This window comes from Herbaspirillum sp. C7C8, from assembly GCF_022627875.1.
In the GTDB taxonomy this organism is placed as follows: Bacteria; Pseudomonadota; Gammaproteobacteria; order Burkholderiales; family Burkholderiaceae_D; genus Herbaspirillum.
The window spans coordinates 114534-132095 of record NZ_JABXGG010000003.1 but is presented as its reverse complement, the minus strand read 5'-3'; the positions used below and the strand labels follow the sequence as shown (position 1 = coordinate 132095).

Genomic DNA, 17562 nt, shown 5'->3' with positions numbered 1-17562 from the left:
TCCGTGGCAGGAAAGCCCTGATTGTAGAGCCCCCGGCCCGCCCACGCAGCTTTCGCGCAGATATTCGTATTCTTGATGTCTGGAGCGAACTGCTGCATATATCACATCAATTTCCGTCATCAGTCGACAAAATTTGCCAAACGAGGCTGTTACTCCGCGTAAAGAGAAAAAATCGGATTGCCCAGCTCAAAATAAATTTGTATGATGACCGGATAACTTTACGATAACGACCGCGAGACAGCATGTTTCAGAAGATCCCCGCCCAGGCGCTCAGCGACACTGTGGCCAGGCAATTGCTGGAAAACATCGACGCCGGTGCCTTCCCCCGGGGCAGCAAGCTGCCCACCGAGGCGGTGCTGGCGCAACAGTTCGGTGTGAGTCGCACGGTGGTGCGTGAAGCCATTGCGCGCCTGAAGCATGAGGGCGTGGTCGAGCCGCGTCAGGGTAGCGGTGTTTTCGTGACCGAGCAGGCGGGTATCAAGCCGCTGCGTATCGATTACACCGAGGTCAGTTCGCCCGACGCGGTGCTGCAGATCGTCGAGCTGCGCCGCGCCATCGAAGCCGAGGTCGCCGCGCAGGCGGCCAAGCGCCGCAACGACGACGACTTGCAGGCCATCGAGGCGGCGCTGATGCAGATCGGTGTGGATGTCGCCGCAGGCGGTGATGGCGTGGCCGCCGATGTGGCCTTCCATCGCGCACTGGCACAGGCCACGCGCAATCCGTACTTCATCAAGACGCTGGAGTTCCTGTCCCAGTATCTGGAGGCGGCCACGGCGGTGACGCGTGGCAATGAAGCGCGGTATGAGGATTTCTCGCGCCAGGTGCGCGAAGAACATGAGGCCATCGTCGCGGCCATTCGCGCCGGTGATGAAATGGCAGCCCGCAATGCCGCCCAGACCCACATGTTCAATGCGGCACGGCGCTTGAGCCAGGGACAGTCCTGAAGAGAGTGTCCCGGCTTGAACGGCAGCAAATGATTTAAATGTTATAAACGATTTATAAGTTTTACGAAATTTTGAAATTCTGACGCCGGCCTCTGCCGGCGTTGCATCATCAACCCGGCGCAATGTTCTGCCCGTCAAGAGCGGCAGCGGCGTCATCAATGCGGAGGCAATTATGTCCAAGAATGTAGGTGTGATCGGTTTGGGAGCCATGGGTTATGGCGTGGCCAGCTCGCTGTTGCGTGCCGGTTTCAATGTGCATGCCTGCGACGTGCGCAAGGAAGTCCTGGACAAGTTCGCCGCCGCCGGCGGTGTGGCCTGTGCCAACCCGGCCGAGCTGGCCGGCAAGGTCGACGTGGTCATCACCCTGGTGGTCAATGCCGCGCAGACCGAGATGGTGCTCTTCGGTGAGAACGGCGCCGTCCCCGCCATGAAGCCGGGCAGCGTCGTCATCTCCAGCGCCACCGTGGCGCCTGACTTCGCCGTCGAATTGGGCAAGCGCCTGGCAGAAAAGGGCCTGCTGCTGCTGGACGCACCGGTCTCCGGTGGTGCCGCACGCGCCGCTTCCGGCGAGATGACCATGATGACCTCGGGCCCTGCCGAGGTCTACGCCAAGATCGAAGACGTGCTGGCGGGCATGGCCGGCAAGGTCTATCGCCTGGGCGACACCCACGGCATCGGCTCCAAGGTCAAGATCATCAACCAGCTGCTGGCGGGCGTGCACATCGCTGCCTCCGCTGAAGCCATGGCACTGGGCCTGCGCGAAGGCGTCAATCCGGATGCGCTGTATGACGTCATCACCCACAGCGCCGGCAATTCGTGGATGTTCGAAAACCGCGTGCCGCACATCTTGAACGGCGACTACACCCCGCTGTCGGCCGTGGACATCTTCGTCAAGGACCTGGGCCTGGTGCTCGATACCGCCCGCCGCAGCAAATTCCCGCTGCCGCTGTCGGCCGCTGCGCACCAGATGTTCATGATGGCTTCCACCGCCGGTCATGGCGGCGAGGATGATTCGGCCGTCATCAAGATCTTCCCCGGCATCGACCTGCCGCCGGCCAAGGCCAAGTAATTCAGCGTCGTCCCTGCATCTGAATCGAGGAGTTTTCATGTCCACATCCCGTCCCTTGCTCGGTTGTATCGCCGACGACTTTACCGGCGCGACCGACCTGGCCAACATGCTGGTGCGCGGCGGCATGCGCACCGTGCAGACCATCGGCGTGCCCAGCGAAATGCCGGCCGTGGCGGCTGATGCGCTGGTGATCGCGCTCAAGTCGCGCACCATTCCTGCTGCCGAGGCCATCGAGCAATCGCTGGCGGCACTGCGCTGGCTGCAGCAGCAGGGCTGCACGCAGTTCTTCTTCAAGTACTGCTCCACCTTCGACTCCACCGACGAAGGCAACATCGGTCCGGTGACCGATGCGCTGATGAAGGAACTGGGCGTGGACTTCACCATTGCCTGCCCGGCCTTCCCGGAAAACGGCCGCACCATTTATCGCGGCTACCTGTTCGTGGCCGATGCGTTGTTGAATGAGTCGGGCATGGAAAACCATCCGCTGACCCCGATGACCGATGCCAACCTGGTGCGCGTCCTGCAGCGCCAGACCGAATCCAAGGTCGGCCTGGTGCGCTACGACACCGTGGCACGCGGCGCGGCCGCAACCCAGGAGCGCTTCACCGCACTGCGTTCCGAAGGCGTCAAGATGGCCATCGCCGACGCCGTCTCCGACAAGGACTTGTTCACGCTGGGCGAAGCCTGCGCCGAACTCAAGCTCATCACCGGTGGTTCCGGCGTGGCGCTGGGTCTGCCCGAGAATTTCCGCCGCGCCGGTCTGCTCACTGCCGCCGGTGAAGCCGCGCAACTGCCCAAGGTCGATGGCCTGTCGGTGGTGCTGGCCGGTTCCGCCTCCAAGGCGACCAATGCGCAAGTGGCCGAATGGAAAGCCAAGCGTCCCGCCTTCCGCATCGACCCGCTGGCCCTGGCCCGTGGTGAAGACGTGGTGGCACAGGCGCTGGCCTTCGCTGATGAGCACATCAAGAACGAGCCGGTGCTGATCTACGCGACCTCCACCCCCGACGAAGTCAAGGCGGTGCAAAAGGAGCTGGGCGTGGCCAAGGCCGGTCACCTGGTCGAACAGGCGCTGGCATCGATTGCCGCAGGTCTCAAGCAACGTGGCGTGCGCCAGTTCGTGGTGGCCGGTGGCGAGACTTCCGGTGCGGTGGTGCAGGCGCTGGACGTGCGCGCCCTGCGCATCGGCCCGCAGATCGATCCGGGCGTGCCGGCGACCGCCACGCTGGATGAGCAACCGGTGGCGCTGGCCCTGAAGTCGGGCAATTTCGGCAGCGTCGATTTCTTCGAGAAGGCACTGCGCTATCTCGACGGGAAGACGGCATGAGCCGCAACACCAACGAAAGCGCGCTGCGCGAAGAGATCTGCCGCATCGGCGCTTCTCTTTACCAGCGCGGCTATACCGTCGGTTCGGCCGGCAACATCAGTGCGCGCCTGGATGACGGCTGGCTGATCACGCCGACCGATGCCTGCCTCGGTTTCCTCGATCCGGCGTCCATCGCCAAGGTCAACGTGGCCGGCGAATGGGTCTCGGGCGACAAGCCTTCCAAGACCCTGGTCCTGCATCGCGCCATCTACGACAACAATCCCGAGATGCACGCGGTGGTACATACGCACTCCACACATCTGGTGTCGCTGACCATCAATGGCGTCTACAGCGAGCAGGATGTATTGCCACCCATCACGCCGTATTACGTGATGAAGGTTGGCCACATCCCGCTGATCCGCTATGCCCGTCCGGGTGCACCGGAAGTGGCCGAGCATGTGGCAAAGATCGCCACGCAGGTGCGCGGCGTGCTGCTGGAGCGGCTCGGTCCGGTGGTGTGGGAAAGCTCGGTCTCCAAGGCCGCTTTCGCACTCGAAGAGCTGGAAGAAACCGCCAAACTGTGGCACCTGGCCGGTGGCCGTGCCACGCCGCTGGAAGAGCCCGCGCTGCAGGATCTGCGCGACACCTTCAAGGCGCGCTGGTAGCAGTAGCGATAGCGCTCAGGCAGCTTCAGCAACCCATAGCAACAACGCGTCATGGCGGCCGATGTTGGCCCGCCATGCCCCGCTTGCGCCCAACGGAAGGTGGTGGGTGCAGCCAAGCCGGCCCAAGACCGGCCAATCAATGCCGGCCTTCGTATCGTTCCGAAAAGAGCGGTACGCGGGTCCGATTGAATCCATAAATTGCCCGTCAGACCACGGGCACCAAGCAACCAGCGGCCGTGCATAGACAGCCGCGACACTCTTCGGGAGATGTAACACCATGACCACCGCAAGCACTACCGGCGTCGGACTCGACGTCAATGACAAATCCAAGGACGGACTGTACAAGAAAGTCTTCTGGCGCATCATGCCGTTCCTCATGCTGTGCTACGTGATCGCTTATCTGGATCGCGTCAACGTCGGCTTCGCCAAGCTGCAGATGTCGCAGGACCTGGGCTTCTCCGAGACCGTCTTCGGTCTGGGGGCAGGTCTGTTCTTCATCGGCTACTTCCTCTTCGAAGTGCCCAGCAACATCCTCATGCACAAGGTCGGCGCGCGCATCTGGATCGCCCGCATCATGATCACCTGGGGCATCCTGTCGGCGGTCTTCATGTTCGTGCAGAACGCCACGCAGTTCTACATCCTGCGCTTCCTGCTGGGCCTGGCTGAAGCCGGTTTTTATCCTGGCATCATCCTCTACCTGACCTACTGGTTCCCTTCGCACCGTCGTGCCAAGGTGATCGCGGTCTTCATGTCCGGCATTCCGGTGGCCGGCATCCTGGGCAACCCGCTGTCGGGCTGGATCATGGATGCCTTCCATCACAATGGTGGACTGGAAGGCTGGCAGTGGATGTTCCTGATCGAAGCGATCCCGGCCGTGCTGATCGGCGTGGCCACGATCCTGTATCTGGACAATGACGTCAAGAGCGCCAAGTGGCTCTCCGACGAAGAAAAGGCCAGCCTGCAAGCCGATATCGATGGCGACGCCAAGGGCAAGGAAAGCAAGCACGGCTTCGGCGCCATCGTCAAGGATGCGCGTGTCTGGCTGATGTGCCTGATCTACTTCTCCTTCGTCATGGGCCAATACGGCCTGACACTGTGGATGCCGACCCTGGTCAAGGCCACCGGCGTGAAGGGCAACCTGGAAATCGGCTTGCTGTCGGCCATTCCGTTTGGCTGCGCCATCGTGGCGATGAATCTGATCGGCCGCAGCGCCGACCGCATGCGTGAGCGTCGCTGGCACCTGGTGATTCCCGCCTTGATGGGCGGCGTGGGCTTCGTCGGTGCAGCACTGTTCGCCGACAACACCGCCATCTCGATCGCTTCGCTGTCGCTGGCCGCAGCCGGCGTGCTGACCTGCGCACCGCTGTTCTGGTCGCTGCCGACCGCCTTCCTGTCGGGTGCGGCGGCGGCCGTCGGTATTGCCGCCATCAACTCGGTGGGCAACCTGGCCGGTTTCGTCAGTCCCTACCTGATCGGTTACTTGAAGGACCTGACCCACAACAACGCCACCGGCATGTACATGCTGGCGGTGATGCTGGTGGTGGGTTCGATTGCCACCCTGGCTACCAAGCCGGGCATGGTCAACAAGTAATGTGATGTCCCGTTCAAAGCCCGCATGCCTGTGCCTGCGGGCTTTGACGTTTTCTGCACCTTCTGCCGGTGTGGGCGCGCGCAAGCGTGTTCGCGCTACACTGGCTCCCTCGTTACCAAGGAGAATCCGATGCTGCGTTTTGCCGCCAACCTGAGCATGATGTATGTGGAACACGATTTCCTGGATCGCTTCGCCGCCGCCGCCAAGGATGGCTTCTCCGGCGTCGAGTTCCTGTTCCCCTACGACTACCAGCCTGAAGAGATCAAGTCGCGCCTGGAGGCCAATGGCCTGACCCAGGCGCTGTTCAACGCGCCCCCGGGCGACTGGGCCGCCGGTGAGCGCGGCATCGCCTCGCTGCCGGGCCGCGAGGACGAATTCAAGCGCAGCATCGAGACTGCGCTGAAGTACGCCTCCGTCATCGGCAACAAGACCTTGCACGTGATGGCCGGCCTGATCAAGCCCGAGCAGGATCGCGCGCGTCATCGCGCCGTGTATCTGGACAACCTGTCCTATGCGGCGCACCAGGCCGAATCGGCTGGCCTGACCGTGGTGATCGAGCCGATCAACACGCGCAACATTCCCGGCTTCTTCCTCAATCGCCAGGACGATGCGCAAGCCATCTGCGCCGAAGTGGGCGCGCCCAATTTGAAGGTGCAGTTCGACTGCTACCACTGCCAGATCGTCGAAGGCGACGTGGCCGTGAAGTTGAAGCGCGACATGCCCGGCATCGGTCACATCCAGATTGCCGGTGTGCCCGAGCGCCACGAGCCGGATGTGGGCGAGCTGAACTATCCGTATCTGCTGAAGCTGATCGATACCTTGGGTTACCAGGGCTGGATCGGTTGCGAATACAACCCGGCGGGGGCGACCTCGGCGGGATTGGGATGGTTGAAGGCGCTGGCTGAGCAAGGCCTGACCACGCTCAAGAAGTGAAGGCTTGACGGCTCCGGAACCGGAGCTGCCTGAGATGTGAGAATGCCGTCCGGTGTTGCGCCGGACGGCATTTTTTTTGATGGGGCAGGACTCAAGCGCAGATCTGGTTGCCTTGTTTTCGGCTCTTGGTGGCGCGCGTCGTGCCGGGCTTGTTCACCGGTGCCCTCTTGGTGATGGCGGCGCGTCGCGGTGTCGGTTTCTTTGTCGCAGGAGATTGGCCTGACGATTTCTCTGCGGTGCCGGATCGTTTGGTTTTGCGCGCCCCTTGAGGTGCGGCAATGCTCAAGCGCAGGTCGAGTGCCCCGAGTAAGCGAAGGACGGTGCCCAGCCTGGGCTCCGCACCCGGCTTGAGGGTCTTGTAGAGGCTTTCACGCCCCAAGCCTGCTTTTCCAGCTACCTCCGCGATACCCTGCGCGCGGATGACGTCATTGAGTGCGGCCATCAGGAAGTCAGGATCGTTCTCTTCGAGCGCAGTCTGCAGATAGGCTGCCATGGTCTCTTTGCTGTCGAGATAGTTGGCAGGATCAAAGGTAGAAACGTGCAGATCCTTGTTGCTAAGTTTTCGGCTGGTCATGGTGACTCCCTTGATATCCCGGTCAATGTCATGATTTCTTCAATTGATTCCATAATTCCCTTGCGGCCGCGATATCGCGCGCCTGGGTGGATTTGTTCCCCCCGCATAGCAAGAGATAGGTCACTTCGGCCTCTCTTGCAAAATAGACGCGATATCCGGGCCCGTAATTTATCCGCATTTCGCTGACGCCATCGCCAACTGGTTCGCAGTCACCGAAATTGCCCTGGCTGGCACGCCAGATACGAGCCAGGATACGCGCTCGCGCCTGCGGATCCTTCAGGCGGGTCAGCCACGACTGAAACTTGCCTGTTTCCTTGATGATGTACATGGGGAGCGATGGAAGCATTGTATGCGATATCGCTCAGGATTGTATCCACTTGGATACAATAGACCCGAATCACTCTCTTTTATTGCGTTCAATATCGTGAATTGACGAGCCTTCCTGCATGCGATGGAAGGACTTATGTGCGGAAGATGAGTGGCGTTGAAAGCGTTCCGAAAAGGTCAGAACAAATCAATTTCCCCACCCACCGGCTTGGCCTGCAGCTTGGACGCATATTCACGTTCACGGCTGGCCAGATCGGCAGCGGCATCCTTGATCTTCTTGACCAGCACCTTGCCCGTGCGCGGAAAGAAATGCACCTTGCGCGGCCAGATGTCGTTGAGGTCCTCGGCCACCACGCGGATCTTCTCGGCCGAGAGATAGTTCTTGACGAAGGCGGCATTGCGCTCGCCCACGTTCATGGCGTTCATGCCGCGCAGCACCGCGCCGCCGCCGAAGACCTTGCATTCCAGGTTCTCGCGCCGGGCACCGGCCTTGAGGACGTCGTTGATCAAGACTTCCATGGCATAGGTGCCATAGCGCATGGAGGCCGAAACCGGGCTGTCGGCCTCGCCGCCGCCATCGGGCAGCATGAAGTGATTCATCCCGCCCACACCGGTGACGCGATCACGCAGGCAGGCCGACACGCACGAGCCCAGCACGGTCACGATCATCATGTCCTCGCCGGTATAGAAATATTCGCCCGGCAGGATCTTGGCGGTGTCGCAATTGAAGGCCCGGTCGTGATACCGATACGACGCGAAATTCTCCGGCTTGTTGATGACGGTCTGCATGCGGGCCCCTGATGGTTTTTCTCCGCGTCCCGGTGAGGGACGGCGAGTGTTGATTGTTCCTGCATTGTCAGCCAGGCATGATGGTGCCGATATCGGGGAATTCCCTATCCGGAAACCGGCCTGCATGGGGCCGGTGGCAGCATCGTCAGGCCAAAAGACAGGGCACTGCCCGTCAGCAGGCCCTGACGGCGGTTTCAGCTGTTTTTTTGGTCATGCGGATATGAAGTTTTGTTGGAAAAACCGGGAGCCGGTGCAAGCCGGTCCATCCATGGCTCATGGCCGCTGGGCAGTACAGGGTAGCGGCAGCGCCAGCAGGCTGGGCCAGGCGCGGTCCCAGTCGCTTTCGTGCGCCATGTCCGGCACGATCGTCAGTGCGGCGCAGCGTCCCACCCGGTCGACATAGCTGCGCGTGATGGCGGTGGGGACGACGGTATCGTCGGCACCGCTCACATGTCGTTGCGGGATGCCTGCCACCCGGGATGCGACATCGATGGCATTGAGCGAGCCGGGCATCTGCGAGACGGCATGCCAGCGGTTGACGGCCACATGATCGAGATTGCCGGCCACGGTGCGAATGGCGCTGACATCCTTGCGTCGCGCCGCCAGCAGTACGGCGAGGGCGCCGCCTCCCGAATATCCCACCAGTTCCAGCCGCGCCGGTTGCAGGCGCGTGACATAGTGGCTCAGAGCCTCATCCATGGCACTGACCACTTCCGGGGAATAGCGCAGGCCGGACCAGTAGGCCGGCTGGCATGCGGGATTGCGCGCCATCGGCGTGAACTGGCAGGGGCGCGCCAGGTACACCACATCACCACCATCGCTGGCGGCCAGCCGCAGCCCCATGGCCGTGTGCGGGGTCGGATCGGGCGAGACCTGGTTGCGCGTGATCCAGGCGCGGCCGTCGCCCTCCAGATAGACGCGCAGCAGGGGCGCGTTGGGGCGGGCGTGGACATAGGCCGTCAGCAGGAAAGGACCACCCTGAACCTGCTCGCGTTGCAGGCCGGCGGGCGCAGCCAGTGCATCGGCGCGCTGCACCAGGTCGGTGGCGCAGCCGGTCAGCAGGGCGATGCTGGTGAGAGTGAGGACAAGGTGTCGGAACCGGAGCAGGGATGGGAGGCGCATCGCGCGATTGTCGCCGGACTGGAATCGGCTCGCAAGCCTTCGCTGCGGGCCGGGTCTCATGCGGCAGGGGGGATGCGGTATCAGAACAGCCAGCCTGCGCGGGCGGTGAGCTGGTGTATCAGCGCGCTCCTGGATGGGTGAGGTGCCAGGGTAATCCGGAGTGAACGGGGCTTTTTGTCCCTCGGTGTGGTCTTTCTGATAATCTCCAGTCCTAACAAGACGCTGACCATGTAAAGAACAAGGGGAGAACAAGAATGAAAAGCTTCGTCATGCAGGCGGGGGCTGGCCATGGATAAGTCGGTATGGGGCTTCCTGCTGCCGCAATGGGACGGTTCGGCCTATGGCGGGCTGCAATGGCTGTTTGCGTTGCTATTGCTGGTGGTCGTGATCGTGCTGCCGCTGCTGCTGGCGCGCAATGCCCGTCCATTGCACTGGCAAGCGCGCCTGGCCGGGCTCACGGGCGAGCGAGGGCTTTTGCCGCCGACCACCACTCCGGAGCAATTGAGCCAGGCCGTGGCCACCGCCCCGGAACGCTGGGCCGCCGTGATGCCGGGGCTGATCCTGATGCTGGGATTGCTGGGCACTTTCGTGGGGCTGGGGCTGGCGCTGACTGCCACCGCGGATATACTCGGTGCGCAAGCTGCGCCGGGCGCACTGGCGGCCGTCATCGATGCGCTGGGCAGCAAGTTCAAGATTGCGGCGTGGAGCATGCTGGCGTTTCTGATCCTGAAGTCATGGATGACGCTGCGTGCGCACGAGCAGGCACGTCTGGCGTGGTGCATGGCCAAGCTCAAGGAGGTGGCGGCTACGGCGGAGCAAGAGCAGGTGCGTCAGCAGGCGGCAGATCTGCAGCGCCTGGTCGAGGCCATCACGCAGAGCGGACAGGCTCTGCTGGCTGCACAACAGGCCGAGGCGCAACGGGCGCATCTGCGTCATGGCGAGTGGATGGAGGCGCTGCAGCGCCAGTCCGGGCGTTCTTCCTGAGGTTGTGATGAGGGAATCCGATCACGAGTGGATTGCCGCCACTGGTCTGATGGCGGCGCTGGCGGGGGTATTGATCGTGCTGCTGGCGGTGAGCCGGGCAGGTGGGCCGACGCTTGCACAGGTGCGCGCCGAGGCAGCGCCGGTGGCGGCATCTCCGGCATCTCCAGCGCCCCCGGCACCTTTGCCGGCCGCTGCGGCCATCCCGTCTGCGCCTGCTGCGCGGTCTGAACCCGTTGCGCCGCCAGCCGCACCCACGGTGGCTGCCCGGCGCGAAGCTGACGGTCCCGGGTTGACGGTCGTCCTGCGCCAGGTGCAGACCGTGTTTGCGCAGCAGGGGGCGTCCAGGCTGGTAGCGGTGGATACCGAGGCCGGCAAGATCACCTTGAAGGAAGGAGCGTTCCGTCGCGGCAGTGCATGCGTGGAACCTGAAGCGCGTGCGGCTTTTGCGCAGGTCGAGGAGCGCATTGCGGAGTATCTGCAGCAGCATCCGGCGGGGCGCATCTACGTGGAAGGGCATACGGACGACAAGCCGGTGAAGGCCCCGGTGACCGATGTGCGTGCGTATTGCACGGTCTACGATGACAACTTCACGCTCTCGGCGGCGCGTGCGCGCGAGGCACGCTTGCTGCTGATCGGACGCAGTGCACCGGAAGCGGCGCGCCGCGTGATCGTGGCGGGGTATGGGGATTCACAGCCGCTGCCGGGATTGCCGGCCAGTGATGAGCGCAACAGGAGGGTGGAGGTGCGGTTCGTCAATGGGGGGGAGAAGAATTGAGCTGATCTGCTCATCGTGAGCGCATCCGCTTCTCATTGCGTTATAGATGAGCAATCTCAAACTTCCGCGATGTGCACTGCAGTTTCAAGCTGTTAACTTCTGTGCCCTCTTCATTGTTCAAGGGGCGAATATGCGCAGAGGTTTGATGTTGTTGGTGCTGGTAGCTGCTGTTGCTGGATGTAGCGATCCGAAGACGGCCAACGAAAGCAATTTCAAGGTGGCGATTCAGCAGCATCTGGATGTGGTTTATCCGCGTTGCTATCTAACGGTCAAATTCCCGTTTTCATCGCGAAGTGATTGGTTGAATACCTCCAGGCAATTGGATGCACTGGTCAGCGTCGGCGTGGTGAGTGCGACGGATGCAGGTAACAAGGAAAAAACCTATGAGCTCACCGAACTCGGCCGGAAGTTCTACAAGCAAGATGCCGTCAAGGGACTCTCTGGTGATTCTCACGGGGGATTCTGCTTCGGCAAGGCGACGGTCACAGCGGTGAAGCAGTTCAGCGAGCCGGGTGATATTCTCGGGCACAAACTCTCGCGTGTGAACTACGAGTACAGCGTCAGTGACCTGCCTGATTGGGCGCTAAGCGAACAGGTGCAAGCGCAATTCAAGGAGCTGAAAGCTGATGCGGGATCCAGGGACAAGCCGCTCAAGGCGATGGATACCGTTTTATTGACCAACAAAGGATGGGTGCACGAAAAGCAATTTCGTCAATGAAGTGTTGTGCGCCTGAGCTTGCGGGTGGGCATGTCGGGAAGGAAGAGACGGCGAGGCGCTCCGAGTGCTGCGCGTTGTAAGCAGCGGCTCTCGGGCCTCGCAAGTTTTGGTGGCCGCAGCACGCTTATGAAGTGCGGAGTGCATCAAGCCACGGATTCCAGTCTCGGAAATGAAAAACGCCAGCCGGTGAGGGCTGGTGTTTTTGCTGAAACATTCTTGGTGGCCCGGGGCGGAATCGAACCACCGACACAAGGATTTTCAATCCGATACTCTGTTTCCTATCAGCAACGCCGTAAAAATACCCTGAATTGCAGATATGCTCACTAGTCTTCACCTGACGTTTCCAGAAGCGCAATGCCCCGAATTTTCATCGGGGCATTTTTTTAATTTTTGAAAACGCACACTGCTTAAAGTCAAAAGCAAGTGAGCACTTTGCCCAAATCACATTTCACTACGGCGAGGAAGCAAATCCTGCTCAACGAGCCTTATTTCAATGGAGGTAGCCACCTTGATGTGCTCCTCGTTTTGAACCGAAAAGGGCTCATCCAAGATACTGACGACGATAGTCCCTTTTTGCTTCCCAGTGCTGTCCTCAACGGGAATCAATTCCTGCGCTTCAGGAACCTGAGAAGCTTTAATTACTTTGGGAAGATAAAGCATCCAACCGACACCTGGTCGATCATCAAATACCTTATGTATGACATCGTACGGAGGATCGGTGACTGAAATAAAGGGCGCGGGCCAAATCTCTAATAACCCCTTGATCACCGTAATCATTCGTGATTTTTCTGTTAGCGCTGGAACAGACTTAAAACGCAGGCTAAACGAAGATTTAGAGGGGTAGTCACGTACGACCAAAGTGTGACTCATCAAAATGGAGCCTTCCTCAAGAAGCCCGTTCCAAATGACCATCGAGCGAACATCCATCTCGTCCCGGTCTTTGTCTTCCTCTTTGAAAATGGCTAATGCAGCTTTAGATGGACCATGGTCCTCGAATGCTTTGTTTCGCAATGAATTTTCCGGGGTGTCTGCGGGAGGGCACCAATCGGCGATAGGTACGCCTACTTGATCTAACAAAACTGCCGTGCGCCATAGTGATTGCAACTGAGTAGCGACATCCGGAAGAATATTTTGGTCGTAGCGATAAGAAAAATGGATGTCCATAGGTATTAGGGCATATAAATTGGATTGATGCGGATTAGCTCATCCCGTGCAAATGCACCCTTCATAACAAGGTACATAGTCTTTTCCATGAAATACCAGCTCAGCGCAGCCGGAAAACTCATACTGACAATGCGATGCTGTGCTCTAGCTTGATTCATCAATTTTTCGTATTTGCCACTAAGTACGTACCAGAGTTTGGGCTCTAGTGCCTCATCATCAAAAAAGTTTGTGTACTGCGATTTGGCCTCTTGAAGCAAGCATTTGTCTGGTTGAAAGCCATCAAAATCCCGGTTCTCGTAATTCCATTCAGTTCCCGGTGCATAACCGGTAACGCGCGCCTGATAAGCTCGGGAGATATCAGACATACTGTGATTAGGATGTGAAAGGAAACCATTTATTGGCGGACAGTCTCTGCACTTCTCTTTCGACAGCGTTGTAACCTCCGCTTTTGATAATTCCGAGTTTTGAGCTTGCTCTGCACGTTTATTGCGTTCTAGGATGGCAGCGGTTCCAACACCAGCCGCACCCAAACCGAGCCACGTGAGGACTTCCCCAACTAATGGAATCGCTGGTAAGGCTACCATTCTCGGCTCCTCTCTTCTCGTTGCTTAACCGTACTGCCTAAATGCCGCAACACGGATTTCATTTCATCCAGACGCTGTTCAGGGGAGCCACCGGATTTATTCAGATAGCGTTGTGTCTCTGGGCGTTCAAATAACTTTGGGTAGTCAGCAGACATGTACATCATGTAAATGAGGTGTCCTGTAGACGTGAATCCGAGATTAAGGCCATTGTCGTATGCAGATTGCATACGCAAGATAACCTCGCTACGCCCTGGATTGCCCAGCATATCTTCACGTTCAGAAAGAAATTCATCGGCAACAGCAGCGATGAAATTCTGAATATCGCTAGCGAGGAATTTTTTATATTGATCTTCAGTGAGTGTCAGCATGATGACGGCCGATGTGAACACGGCGACTGTTAAGCAGCAAATGCCACTCAACGATTTCGTAGTCTTCGCTTGTTATAAGGCGGGATTGCTCATCAAACCGCGATCAGACTGACTGCTAACTGCTGAGTTCCAAAACCTGCATCAAGAGGCAGGCAAGTATCCTCAAAGTCGATCTCGTGAAGACGAATTGTGGTTGGTATTTAGTCTCGACGCCAGAATTGCTGGCGCCCCCTGATTTAAGGCACAGCCAGGGCACGACGATGATTAATTTCATCATAGTGGCCCCACCCAACTTGTCGACACATATCCACACGTGACCATTCGATGCCGGTAACGTATGTTATTCGCGGGTCGATGGCAAGGCTGAAAGCAGCCATATCGGAAAGATGTTCGGGGAGTTCGTGAATTAGCGCTTATGCGATTCGAGGAGGGGATAAGGCTAATCGGAACCAGCAGCCGCGAGCAGACGGGTTTCTGCAGCAGAAACGAAAAACGCCAACCCGAAGGTTGGCGTTTTCTATAACTTGGTGGCCCGGGGCGGAATCGAACCACCGACACAAGGATTTTCAATCCTCTGCTCTACCAACTGAGCTACCAGGCCAAGACGGACAAGTATAGACACTTTAAGAAATTATGCAAGTCCTTTTTGAAAAATAGTTTCCGCCACCCCGTTTATAATCGCCGGCATGACTACCCAAGCACACACCCATTCCTCTTCGCCGGCCGCGGCTGGCACTGACATCTGCATCGTCGGCGACGGCGCGGTCGGCAAGACGGCGGCGCTGGGGCTGGCCCAGGCGGGCTTCAAGGTGACCCTGCTCGCCCCTCCGGCCAAGTCCGCTGCCCCCGATCCAGCCAGCTGGGACGTGCGTGTCTACGCACTCAACCATACCGCGCACCGCCTGCTGTCTTCCCTGCGCGTCTGGGATGCCATGGATGGCGCACGCATCGCGCCCGTGGACAACATGACCGTGCAAGGCGACGGCCTGCCCGAAAAGGCCAGTCCCGGCCTGCTCTCCTTCGATGCCTACGCGGCCCGCACCGATGCCCTGGCCTGGATCGTCGAGGATCGCAATCTGGACCAGGCGCTGGACGCGGCCCTGCGCTTCGCTCCCAATGTGCGCTTGGTGCAAGGCCGCGCCACCGCGCTGACCGTGTCCGAGCAGTCCGCCACCCTGACGCTGGAGTCCGGTCAGCCCCTGTCGGCCGCGCTGGTGGTCGGGGCCGATGGCGCCAACTCCTGGGTGCGCGGCCAGTGCGATATCGGACTCGATTACCGCGCCTACGGACAGAACGCCATCGTCACCAACTTCTCCTGCGAACTGCCCCATCGCGGCGTGGCCTATCAATGGTTCAGCCCCACCGACGGCGTGATCGCACTGTTGCCACTTCCCGGCCAACGCGTCTCGCTGGTCTGGTCCGCACCGCAGGCGCTGGCTGACCAGCTGTTGCAGCTGCCGCTGTCGGCCCTGGCCGAACGCCTGGCCCAGTGGGCCGCACCGGTGCTGGGGGCGCTTGCCCCGCTACAGCCGGAAGTGGCCAAGGCCTTCCCGCTGCGCCTGATCAAGCCGCACGCGATGATCGCCCCGCGCGTGGCCTTGATCGGCGACGCCGCCCATGTGGTGCACCCCATGGCCGGCCATGGCATGAACCTGGGCTTCGGCGATGTGGCCGCACTGATCGATATCCTGCTCAAGCGCGAGCCGCAGTACGACTGTGGCCACGAGCGCGTATTGCGACGCTATGCCCGCGCCCGCAAGGAAGAAGTGCTGCTCATGCAGATCGCTACCGACGGCCTGCATCGCCTCTTCTCCACCGAGGCCGAGCCGGTGCGCCTGGTGCGCAACATCGGCATGAGCCTGGTCAACCATCTGCCCCTCCTGAAACGCCGCCTGATTGCCCACGCGCTGGGGCAGTAAGAGAGGGCGATTTCAGGTAAGGTAGGGCCTCTGGTGAAGCACGACAGCATCGATGCGCGTCTTTGCCAGCACGACAGCTTCCCCCGACTTTGTTGATAGACATGTGCAACCCCAGTTCCGGCGCGGCTTTGCGGCCGATGTTCCGAAGATTGGAAGCGCGTTTGATTTGAATCAGGATGAGTATGAAAAATTTTTTGACCGCAGGTGCGAGCTCCTTGCGCCATCTGAGCATGGCAGCATGTCTGCTGGCATCCACCCTCGTGGGCGTGACCGCCCATGCGCAAACCGGGGCCGCCGACAGCACCGAGGCCACCATCAAGAAACTGATTGAACCGCGCCTGGGCAAGGATGCCAAGGTCGAGTCCGTCACCAAGACCCCCTACGCCGGCCTGTATGAAATCCAGGTCGACGGCGACGTCATCTATACCGATGCCAAGGCCCAGTACCTCTTCATCGGCCGCGTGGTCGATTCGCAGACCTATCGCGACTACACCAAGGAAAAGATCGATTCGCTGAACCAGGTGCCGTTCTCGGCGCTGCCGCTGGACAAGGCCATCAAGACCGTCAAGGGCAATGGCAAGCGCGTCATCGCCATCTTCGAAGATCCCAACTGCATCTACTGCAAGCGCCTGCACAAGACCCTGCAGGAAGTGGACAACATCACCTACTACACCTTCCAGTACAACATCCTCTCGCCGGACTCCATCGTGAAGTCGCGCAACATCTGGTGCGCGCCCAATCCGAGCAAGGCATGGAACGAATGGATGCTCAACGGCAAGGAAGTTCCGGCGGCCCCGGCCTCCTGCAATGCACCGCATGAAGAAGTGCTGGCGCTGGGCAAGAAGCTCAAGGTCACCGGTACACCGACCATCTTCTTCACCGATGGCTCGCGCATCCCGGGTGCAGTCGATGCCAAGGGACTGGAACAGAAGCTGTCCTCGCTGAAGTAAGCAGATAAAGCAAAGGGCGCTCGCATGGCGGGCGCCCTTCGTTCATCCGTGCTTTGCTCTGCAGGGGCTTACTTCCCGGTATGCAGTTCCATCATGGCCTGTTCGAACTTGCCCTGCACCAGCAGGGGGATGACGTTCAGACTCTTGTCCAGCGCCTCGTTGATCAGCGCCTGTTCTTCCTTGCGCGGCCGATGCAGCACGAAGTCGGCCACCGGTTGTTGCAGCCCCAGCGTACGCGGGTGACCGATGCCCAGGCGCAGCCGCCAGTAGTCCTGGGTGCCGAGGGCGGCGGTGATGTCCTTCAAGCCATTGTGCCCGCCCGAGGAACCGCCTTTCTTGATCTTGGCCACGCCCGGTGGCAGGTCCAGTTCATCATGCACCACCAGCACTTCGTCCGGATTGATCTTGTAGAAACGCGCCAGTGCGCCCACCGACTGTCCCGATCGGTTCATGTAGGTCTGTGGTTCCAGCAGCCAGACTTCGTTGCCGGCGATGCTGGTCTTGCCCGCCAGCGCGTTGAAGCGCTGCTCGCGCGCCAGGCGCACCGGGCCGGCGAGGTTGTCGACCAGCCAGAAGCCGGCATTGTGGCGGGTTTGTTCGTATTCCGGGCCGGGGTTGCCGAGACCGACGATGAGGCGGATGGACATGGTGCAAAAAGACGAGGACGCGCAGTGCGAAAGCGTCGATTATCCCGGCTTTGCGGCCGCGCGTCCAATCCGCGCGTGGCCGGGTATGACCCGATGAAGCCCATGCGGCCTCGCTTCGGAGTGCCATCGGGCAATG

At 60.2% G+C, this 17562-nt stretch carries 19 protein-coding genes and 1 tRNA gene; 11 read left to right on the top strand and 9 right to left on the bottom strand.

Features of this window, described 5'->3' with window-relative positions:
• The first annotated feature begins 242 nt into the window (after positions 1-242).
• The 6 genes from HWE01_RS05170 to otnI all read left to right on the top strand — a co-directional run bounded on the left by HWE01_RS05170 (position 243) and on the right by otnI (position 6505).
• A complete protein-coding gene (locus tag HWE01_RS05170) occupies positions 243-944 on the top strand; it encodes a FadR/GntR family transcriptional regulator (protein WP_008332719.1) in 702 nt (233 codons plus the stop codon).
• Positions 945-1116: 172 nt separating this feature from the next.
• The gene (gene ltnD, locus HWE01_RS05165; RefSeq protein WP_088755194.1) at positions 1117-2013 is read left to right on the top strand and encodes an L-threonate dehydrogenase; all 897 of its coding nucleotides are present in this window, start codon (positions 1117-1119) and stop codon (positions 2011-2013) included.
• A 37-nt stretch (positions 2014-2050) separates the two neighbouring features.
• Positions 2051-3337 carry a 3-oxo-tetronate kinase gene (gene otnK / locus HWE01_RS05160; protein WP_241821233.1) on the top strand — a complete coding sequence of 429 codons (1287 nt, stop codon included), beginning with the start codon at positions 2051-2053 and terminating at the stop codon, positions 3335-3337.
• Entirely contained in the window at positions 3334-3981 is a 648-nt protein-coding gene (gene otnC / locus HWE01_RS05155) for a 3-oxo-tetronate 4-phosphate decarboxylase (RefSeq protein ID WP_241821232.1), read from the top strand. Before otnK ends, otnC begins: the two co-directional genes overlap by 4 nt.
• Positions 3982-4258: 277 nt before the next feature.
• Positions 4259-5572, top strand: coding sequence for an MFS transporter (locus HWE01_RS05150; RefSeq protein WP_008332712.1), 1314 nt, complete (start codon positions 4259-4261; stop codon positions 5570-5572).
• Positions 5573-5701: 129 nt separating this feature from the next.
• Positions 5702-6505 (top strand): 2-oxo-tetronate isomerase, encoded by an 804-nt coding sequence (gene otnI / locus HWE01_RS05145; RefSeq protein ID WP_241821231.1) that lies wholly within the window; start codon positions 5702-5704, stop codon positions 6503-6505.
• Positions 6506-6596: 91 nt separating this feature from the next.
• On the opposite strand, the gene HWE01_RS22920 is transcribed toward otnI, so the two are convergent.
• The 4 genes from HWE01_RS22920 to HWE01_RS05125 all read right to left on the bottom strand — a co-directional run bounded on the left by HWE01_RS22920 (position 6597) and on the right by HWE01_RS05125 (position 9317).
• Positions 6597-7079 carry an addiction module antidote protein gene (locus HWE01_RS22920; protein WP_008332709.1) on the bottom strand — a complete coding sequence of 161 codons (483 nt, stop codon included), beginning with the start codon at positions 7077-7079 and terminating at the stop codon, positions 6597-6599.
• 28 nt (positions 7080-7107) lie between these two features.
• A complete protein-coding gene (locus HWE01_RS05135) occupies positions 7108-7407 on the bottom strand; it encodes a type II toxin-antitoxin system RelE/ParE family toxin (protein ID WP_008332707.1) in 300 nt (99 codons plus the stop codon).
• A 176-nt stretch (positions 7408-7583) separates the two neighbouring features.
• A complete protein-coding gene (gene cheD / locus HWE01_RS05130) occupies positions 7584-8195 on the bottom strand; it encodes a chemoreceptor glutamine deamidase CheD (RefSeq protein WP_008332701.1) in 612 nt (203 codons plus the stop codon).
• 273 nt (positions 8196-8468) lie between these two features.
• A complete protein-coding gene (locus HWE01_RS05125; RefSeq protein ID WP_241821230.1) occupies positions 8469-9317 on the bottom strand; it encodes an alpha/beta fold hydrolase in 849 nt (282 codons plus the stop codon).
• A 288-nt stretch (positions 9318-9605) separates the two neighbouring features.
• Between HWE01_RS05125 and HWE01_RS05120 the strand changes: the two genes are divergently transcribed.
• Genes HWE01_RS05120 through HWE01_RS05110 form a run of 3 tightly spaced genes read left to right on the top strand, consistent with a single transcriptional unit; the run spans position 9606 to position 11794 of the window.
• A complete protein-coding gene (locus HWE01_RS05120) occupies positions 9606-10301 on the top strand; it encodes a hypothetical protein (RefSeq protein WP_241821229.1) in 696 nt (231 codons plus the stop codon).
• A 7-nt stretch (positions 10302-10308) separates the two neighbouring features.
• Complete coding sequence (locus HWE01_RS05115; RefSeq protein ID WP_241821228.1) at positions 10309-11076, top strand: OmpA/MotB family protein; 768 nt, start codon at positions 10309-10311, stop codon at positions 11074-11076.
• Between the two features lie 46 nt (positions 11077-11122).
• Entirely contained in the window at positions 11123-11794 is a 672-nt protein-coding gene (locus HWE01_RS05110; protein WP_241821227.1) for an SEN1982 family lipoprotein, read from the top strand.
• A gap of 441 nt (positions 11795-12235) precedes the next feature.
• Here the strand turns inward: HWE01_RS05110 and HWE01_RS05105 are convergent, their stop codons facing one another.
• The 4 genes from HWE01_RS05105 to HWE01_RS05090 form a co-directional block, all read right to left on the bottom strand.
• Positions 12236-12958, bottom strand: coding sequence for an immunity 52 family protein (locus HWE01_RS05105; RefSeq protein ID WP_241821226.1), 723 nt, complete (start codon positions 12956-12958; stop codon positions 12236-12238).
• A gap of 5 nt (positions 12959-12963) precedes the next feature.
• Entirely contained in the window at positions 12964-13542 is a 579-nt protein-coding gene (locus HWE01_RS05100) for a Tox-REase-5 domain-containing protein (RefSeq protein ID WP_241821225.1), read from the bottom strand.
• Entirely contained in the window at positions 13536-13910 is a 375-nt protein-coding gene (locus HWE01_RS05095) for a hypothetical protein (RefSeq protein ID WP_241821224.1), read from the bottom strand. The genes HWE01_RS05100 and HWE01_RS05095 overlap by 7 nt, the downstream gene beginning before the upstream one ends.
• Before the next feature lie 525 nt (positions 13911-14435).
• Positions 14436-14511, bottom strand: a tRNA-Phe gene (locus HWE01_RS05090).
• 85 nt (positions 14512-14596) lie between these two features.
• Between HWE01_RS05090 and HWE01_RS05085 the strand changes: the two genes are divergently transcribed.
• Together HWE01_RS05085 and HWE01_RS05080 are read left to right on the top strand one after the other, a co-directional pair.
• On the top strand, positions 14597-15829 hold the full coding sequence (locus HWE01_RS05085; protein ID WP_175344735.1) for a UbiH/UbiF family hydroxylase: 1233 nt from the start codon (positions 14597-14599) through the stop codon (positions 15827-15829).
• 182 nt (positions 15830-16011) lie between these two features.
• The gene (locus HWE01_RS05080; RefSeq protein ID WP_008332681.1) at positions 16012-16779 is read left to right on the top strand and encodes a DsbC family protein; all 768 of its coding nucleotides are present in this window, start codon (positions 16012-16014) and stop codon (positions 16777-16779) included.
• A gap of 68 nt (positions 16780-16847) precedes the next feature.
• Here the strand turns inward: HWE01_RS05080 and pth are convergent, their stop codons facing one another.
• Positions 16848-17426: an aminoacyl-tRNA hydrolase gene (gene pth, locus HWE01_RS05075; RefSeq protein ID WP_008332680.1), complete on the bottom strand. Its 579-nt coding sequence runs from the start codon at positions 17424-17426 to the stop codon at positions 16848-16850.
• Positions 17427-17562: the final 136 nt, after the last annotated feature.

Coding starts and splice junctions, on each gene's coding strand:
- HWE01_RS05100 (WP_241821225.1), bottom strand. CDS start 13,542: ATGGTAGCCTTACCAGCGATTCCATTAGTTGGGGAAGTCCTCACGTGG.
- pth (WP_008332680.1), bottom strand. CDS start 17,426: ATGTCCATCCGCCTCATCGTCGGTCTCGGCAACCCCGGCCCGGAATAC.
- HWE01_RS05080 (WP_008332681.1), top strand. CDS start 16,012: ATGAAAAATTTTTTGACCGCAGGTGCGAGCTCCTTGCGCCATCTGAGC.
- HWE01_RS05170 (WP_008332719.1), top strand. CDS start 243: ATGTTTCAGAAGATCCCCGCCCAGGCGCTCAGCGACACTGTGGCCAGG.
- HWE01_RS05110 (WP_241821227.1), top strand. CDS start 11,123: ATGAGCAATCTCAAACTTCCGCGATGTGCACTGCAGTTTCAAGCTGTT.
- HWE01_RS05120 (WP_241821229.1), top strand. CDS start 9,606: ATGGATAAGTCGGTATGGGGCTTCCTGCTGCCGCAATGGGACGGTTCG.
- cheD (WP_008332701.1), bottom strand. CDS start 8,195: ATGCAGACCGTCATCAACAAGCCGGAGAATTTCGCGTCGTATCGGTAT.
- HWE01_RS05125 (WP_241821230.1), bottom strand. CDS start 9,317: ATGCGCCTCCCATCCCTGCTCCGGTTCCGACACCTTGTCCTCACTCTC.
- ltnD (WP_088755194.1), top strand. CDS start 1,117: ATGTCCAAGAATGTAGGTGTGATCGGTTTGGGAGCCATGGGTTATGGC.
- HWE01_RS05095 (WP_241821224.1), bottom strand. CDS start 13,910: ATGCTGACACTCACTGAAGATCAATATAAAAAATTCCTCGCTAGCGAT.
- HWE01_RS05150 (WP_008332712.1), top strand. CDS start 4,259: ATGACCACCGCAAGCACTACCGGCGTCGGACTCGACGTCAATGACAAA.
- otnK (WP_241821233.1), top strand. CDS start 2,051: ATGTCCACATCCCGTCCCTTGCTCGGTTGTATCGCCGACGACTTTACC.
- otnI (WP_241821231.1), top strand. CDS start 5,702: ATGCTGCGTTTTGCCGCCAACCTGAGCATGATGTATGTGGAACACGAT.
- HWE01_RS05105 (WP_241821226.1), bottom strand. CDS start 12,958: ATGGACATCCATTTTTCTTATCGCTACGACCAAAATATTCTTCCGGAT.
- HWE01_RS05135 (WP_008332707.1), bottom strand. CDS start 7,407: ATGTACATCATCAAGGAAACAGGCAAGTTTCAGTCGTGGCTGACCCGC.
- HWE01_RS22920 (WP_008332709.1), bottom strand. CDS start 7,079: ATGACCAGCCGAAAACTTAGCAACAAGGATCTGCACGTTTCTACCTTT.
- HWE01_RS05085 (WP_175344735.1), top strand. CDS start 14,597: ATGACTACCCAAGCACACACCCATTCCTCTTCGCCGGCCGCGGCTGGC.
- HWE01_RS05115 (WP_241821228.1), top strand. CDS start 10,309: ATGAGGGAATCCGATCACGAGTGGATTGCCGCCACTGGTCTGATGGCG.
- otnC (WP_241821232.1), top strand. CDS start 3,334: ATGAGCCGCAACACCAACGAAAGCGCGCTGCGCGAAGAGATCTGCCGC.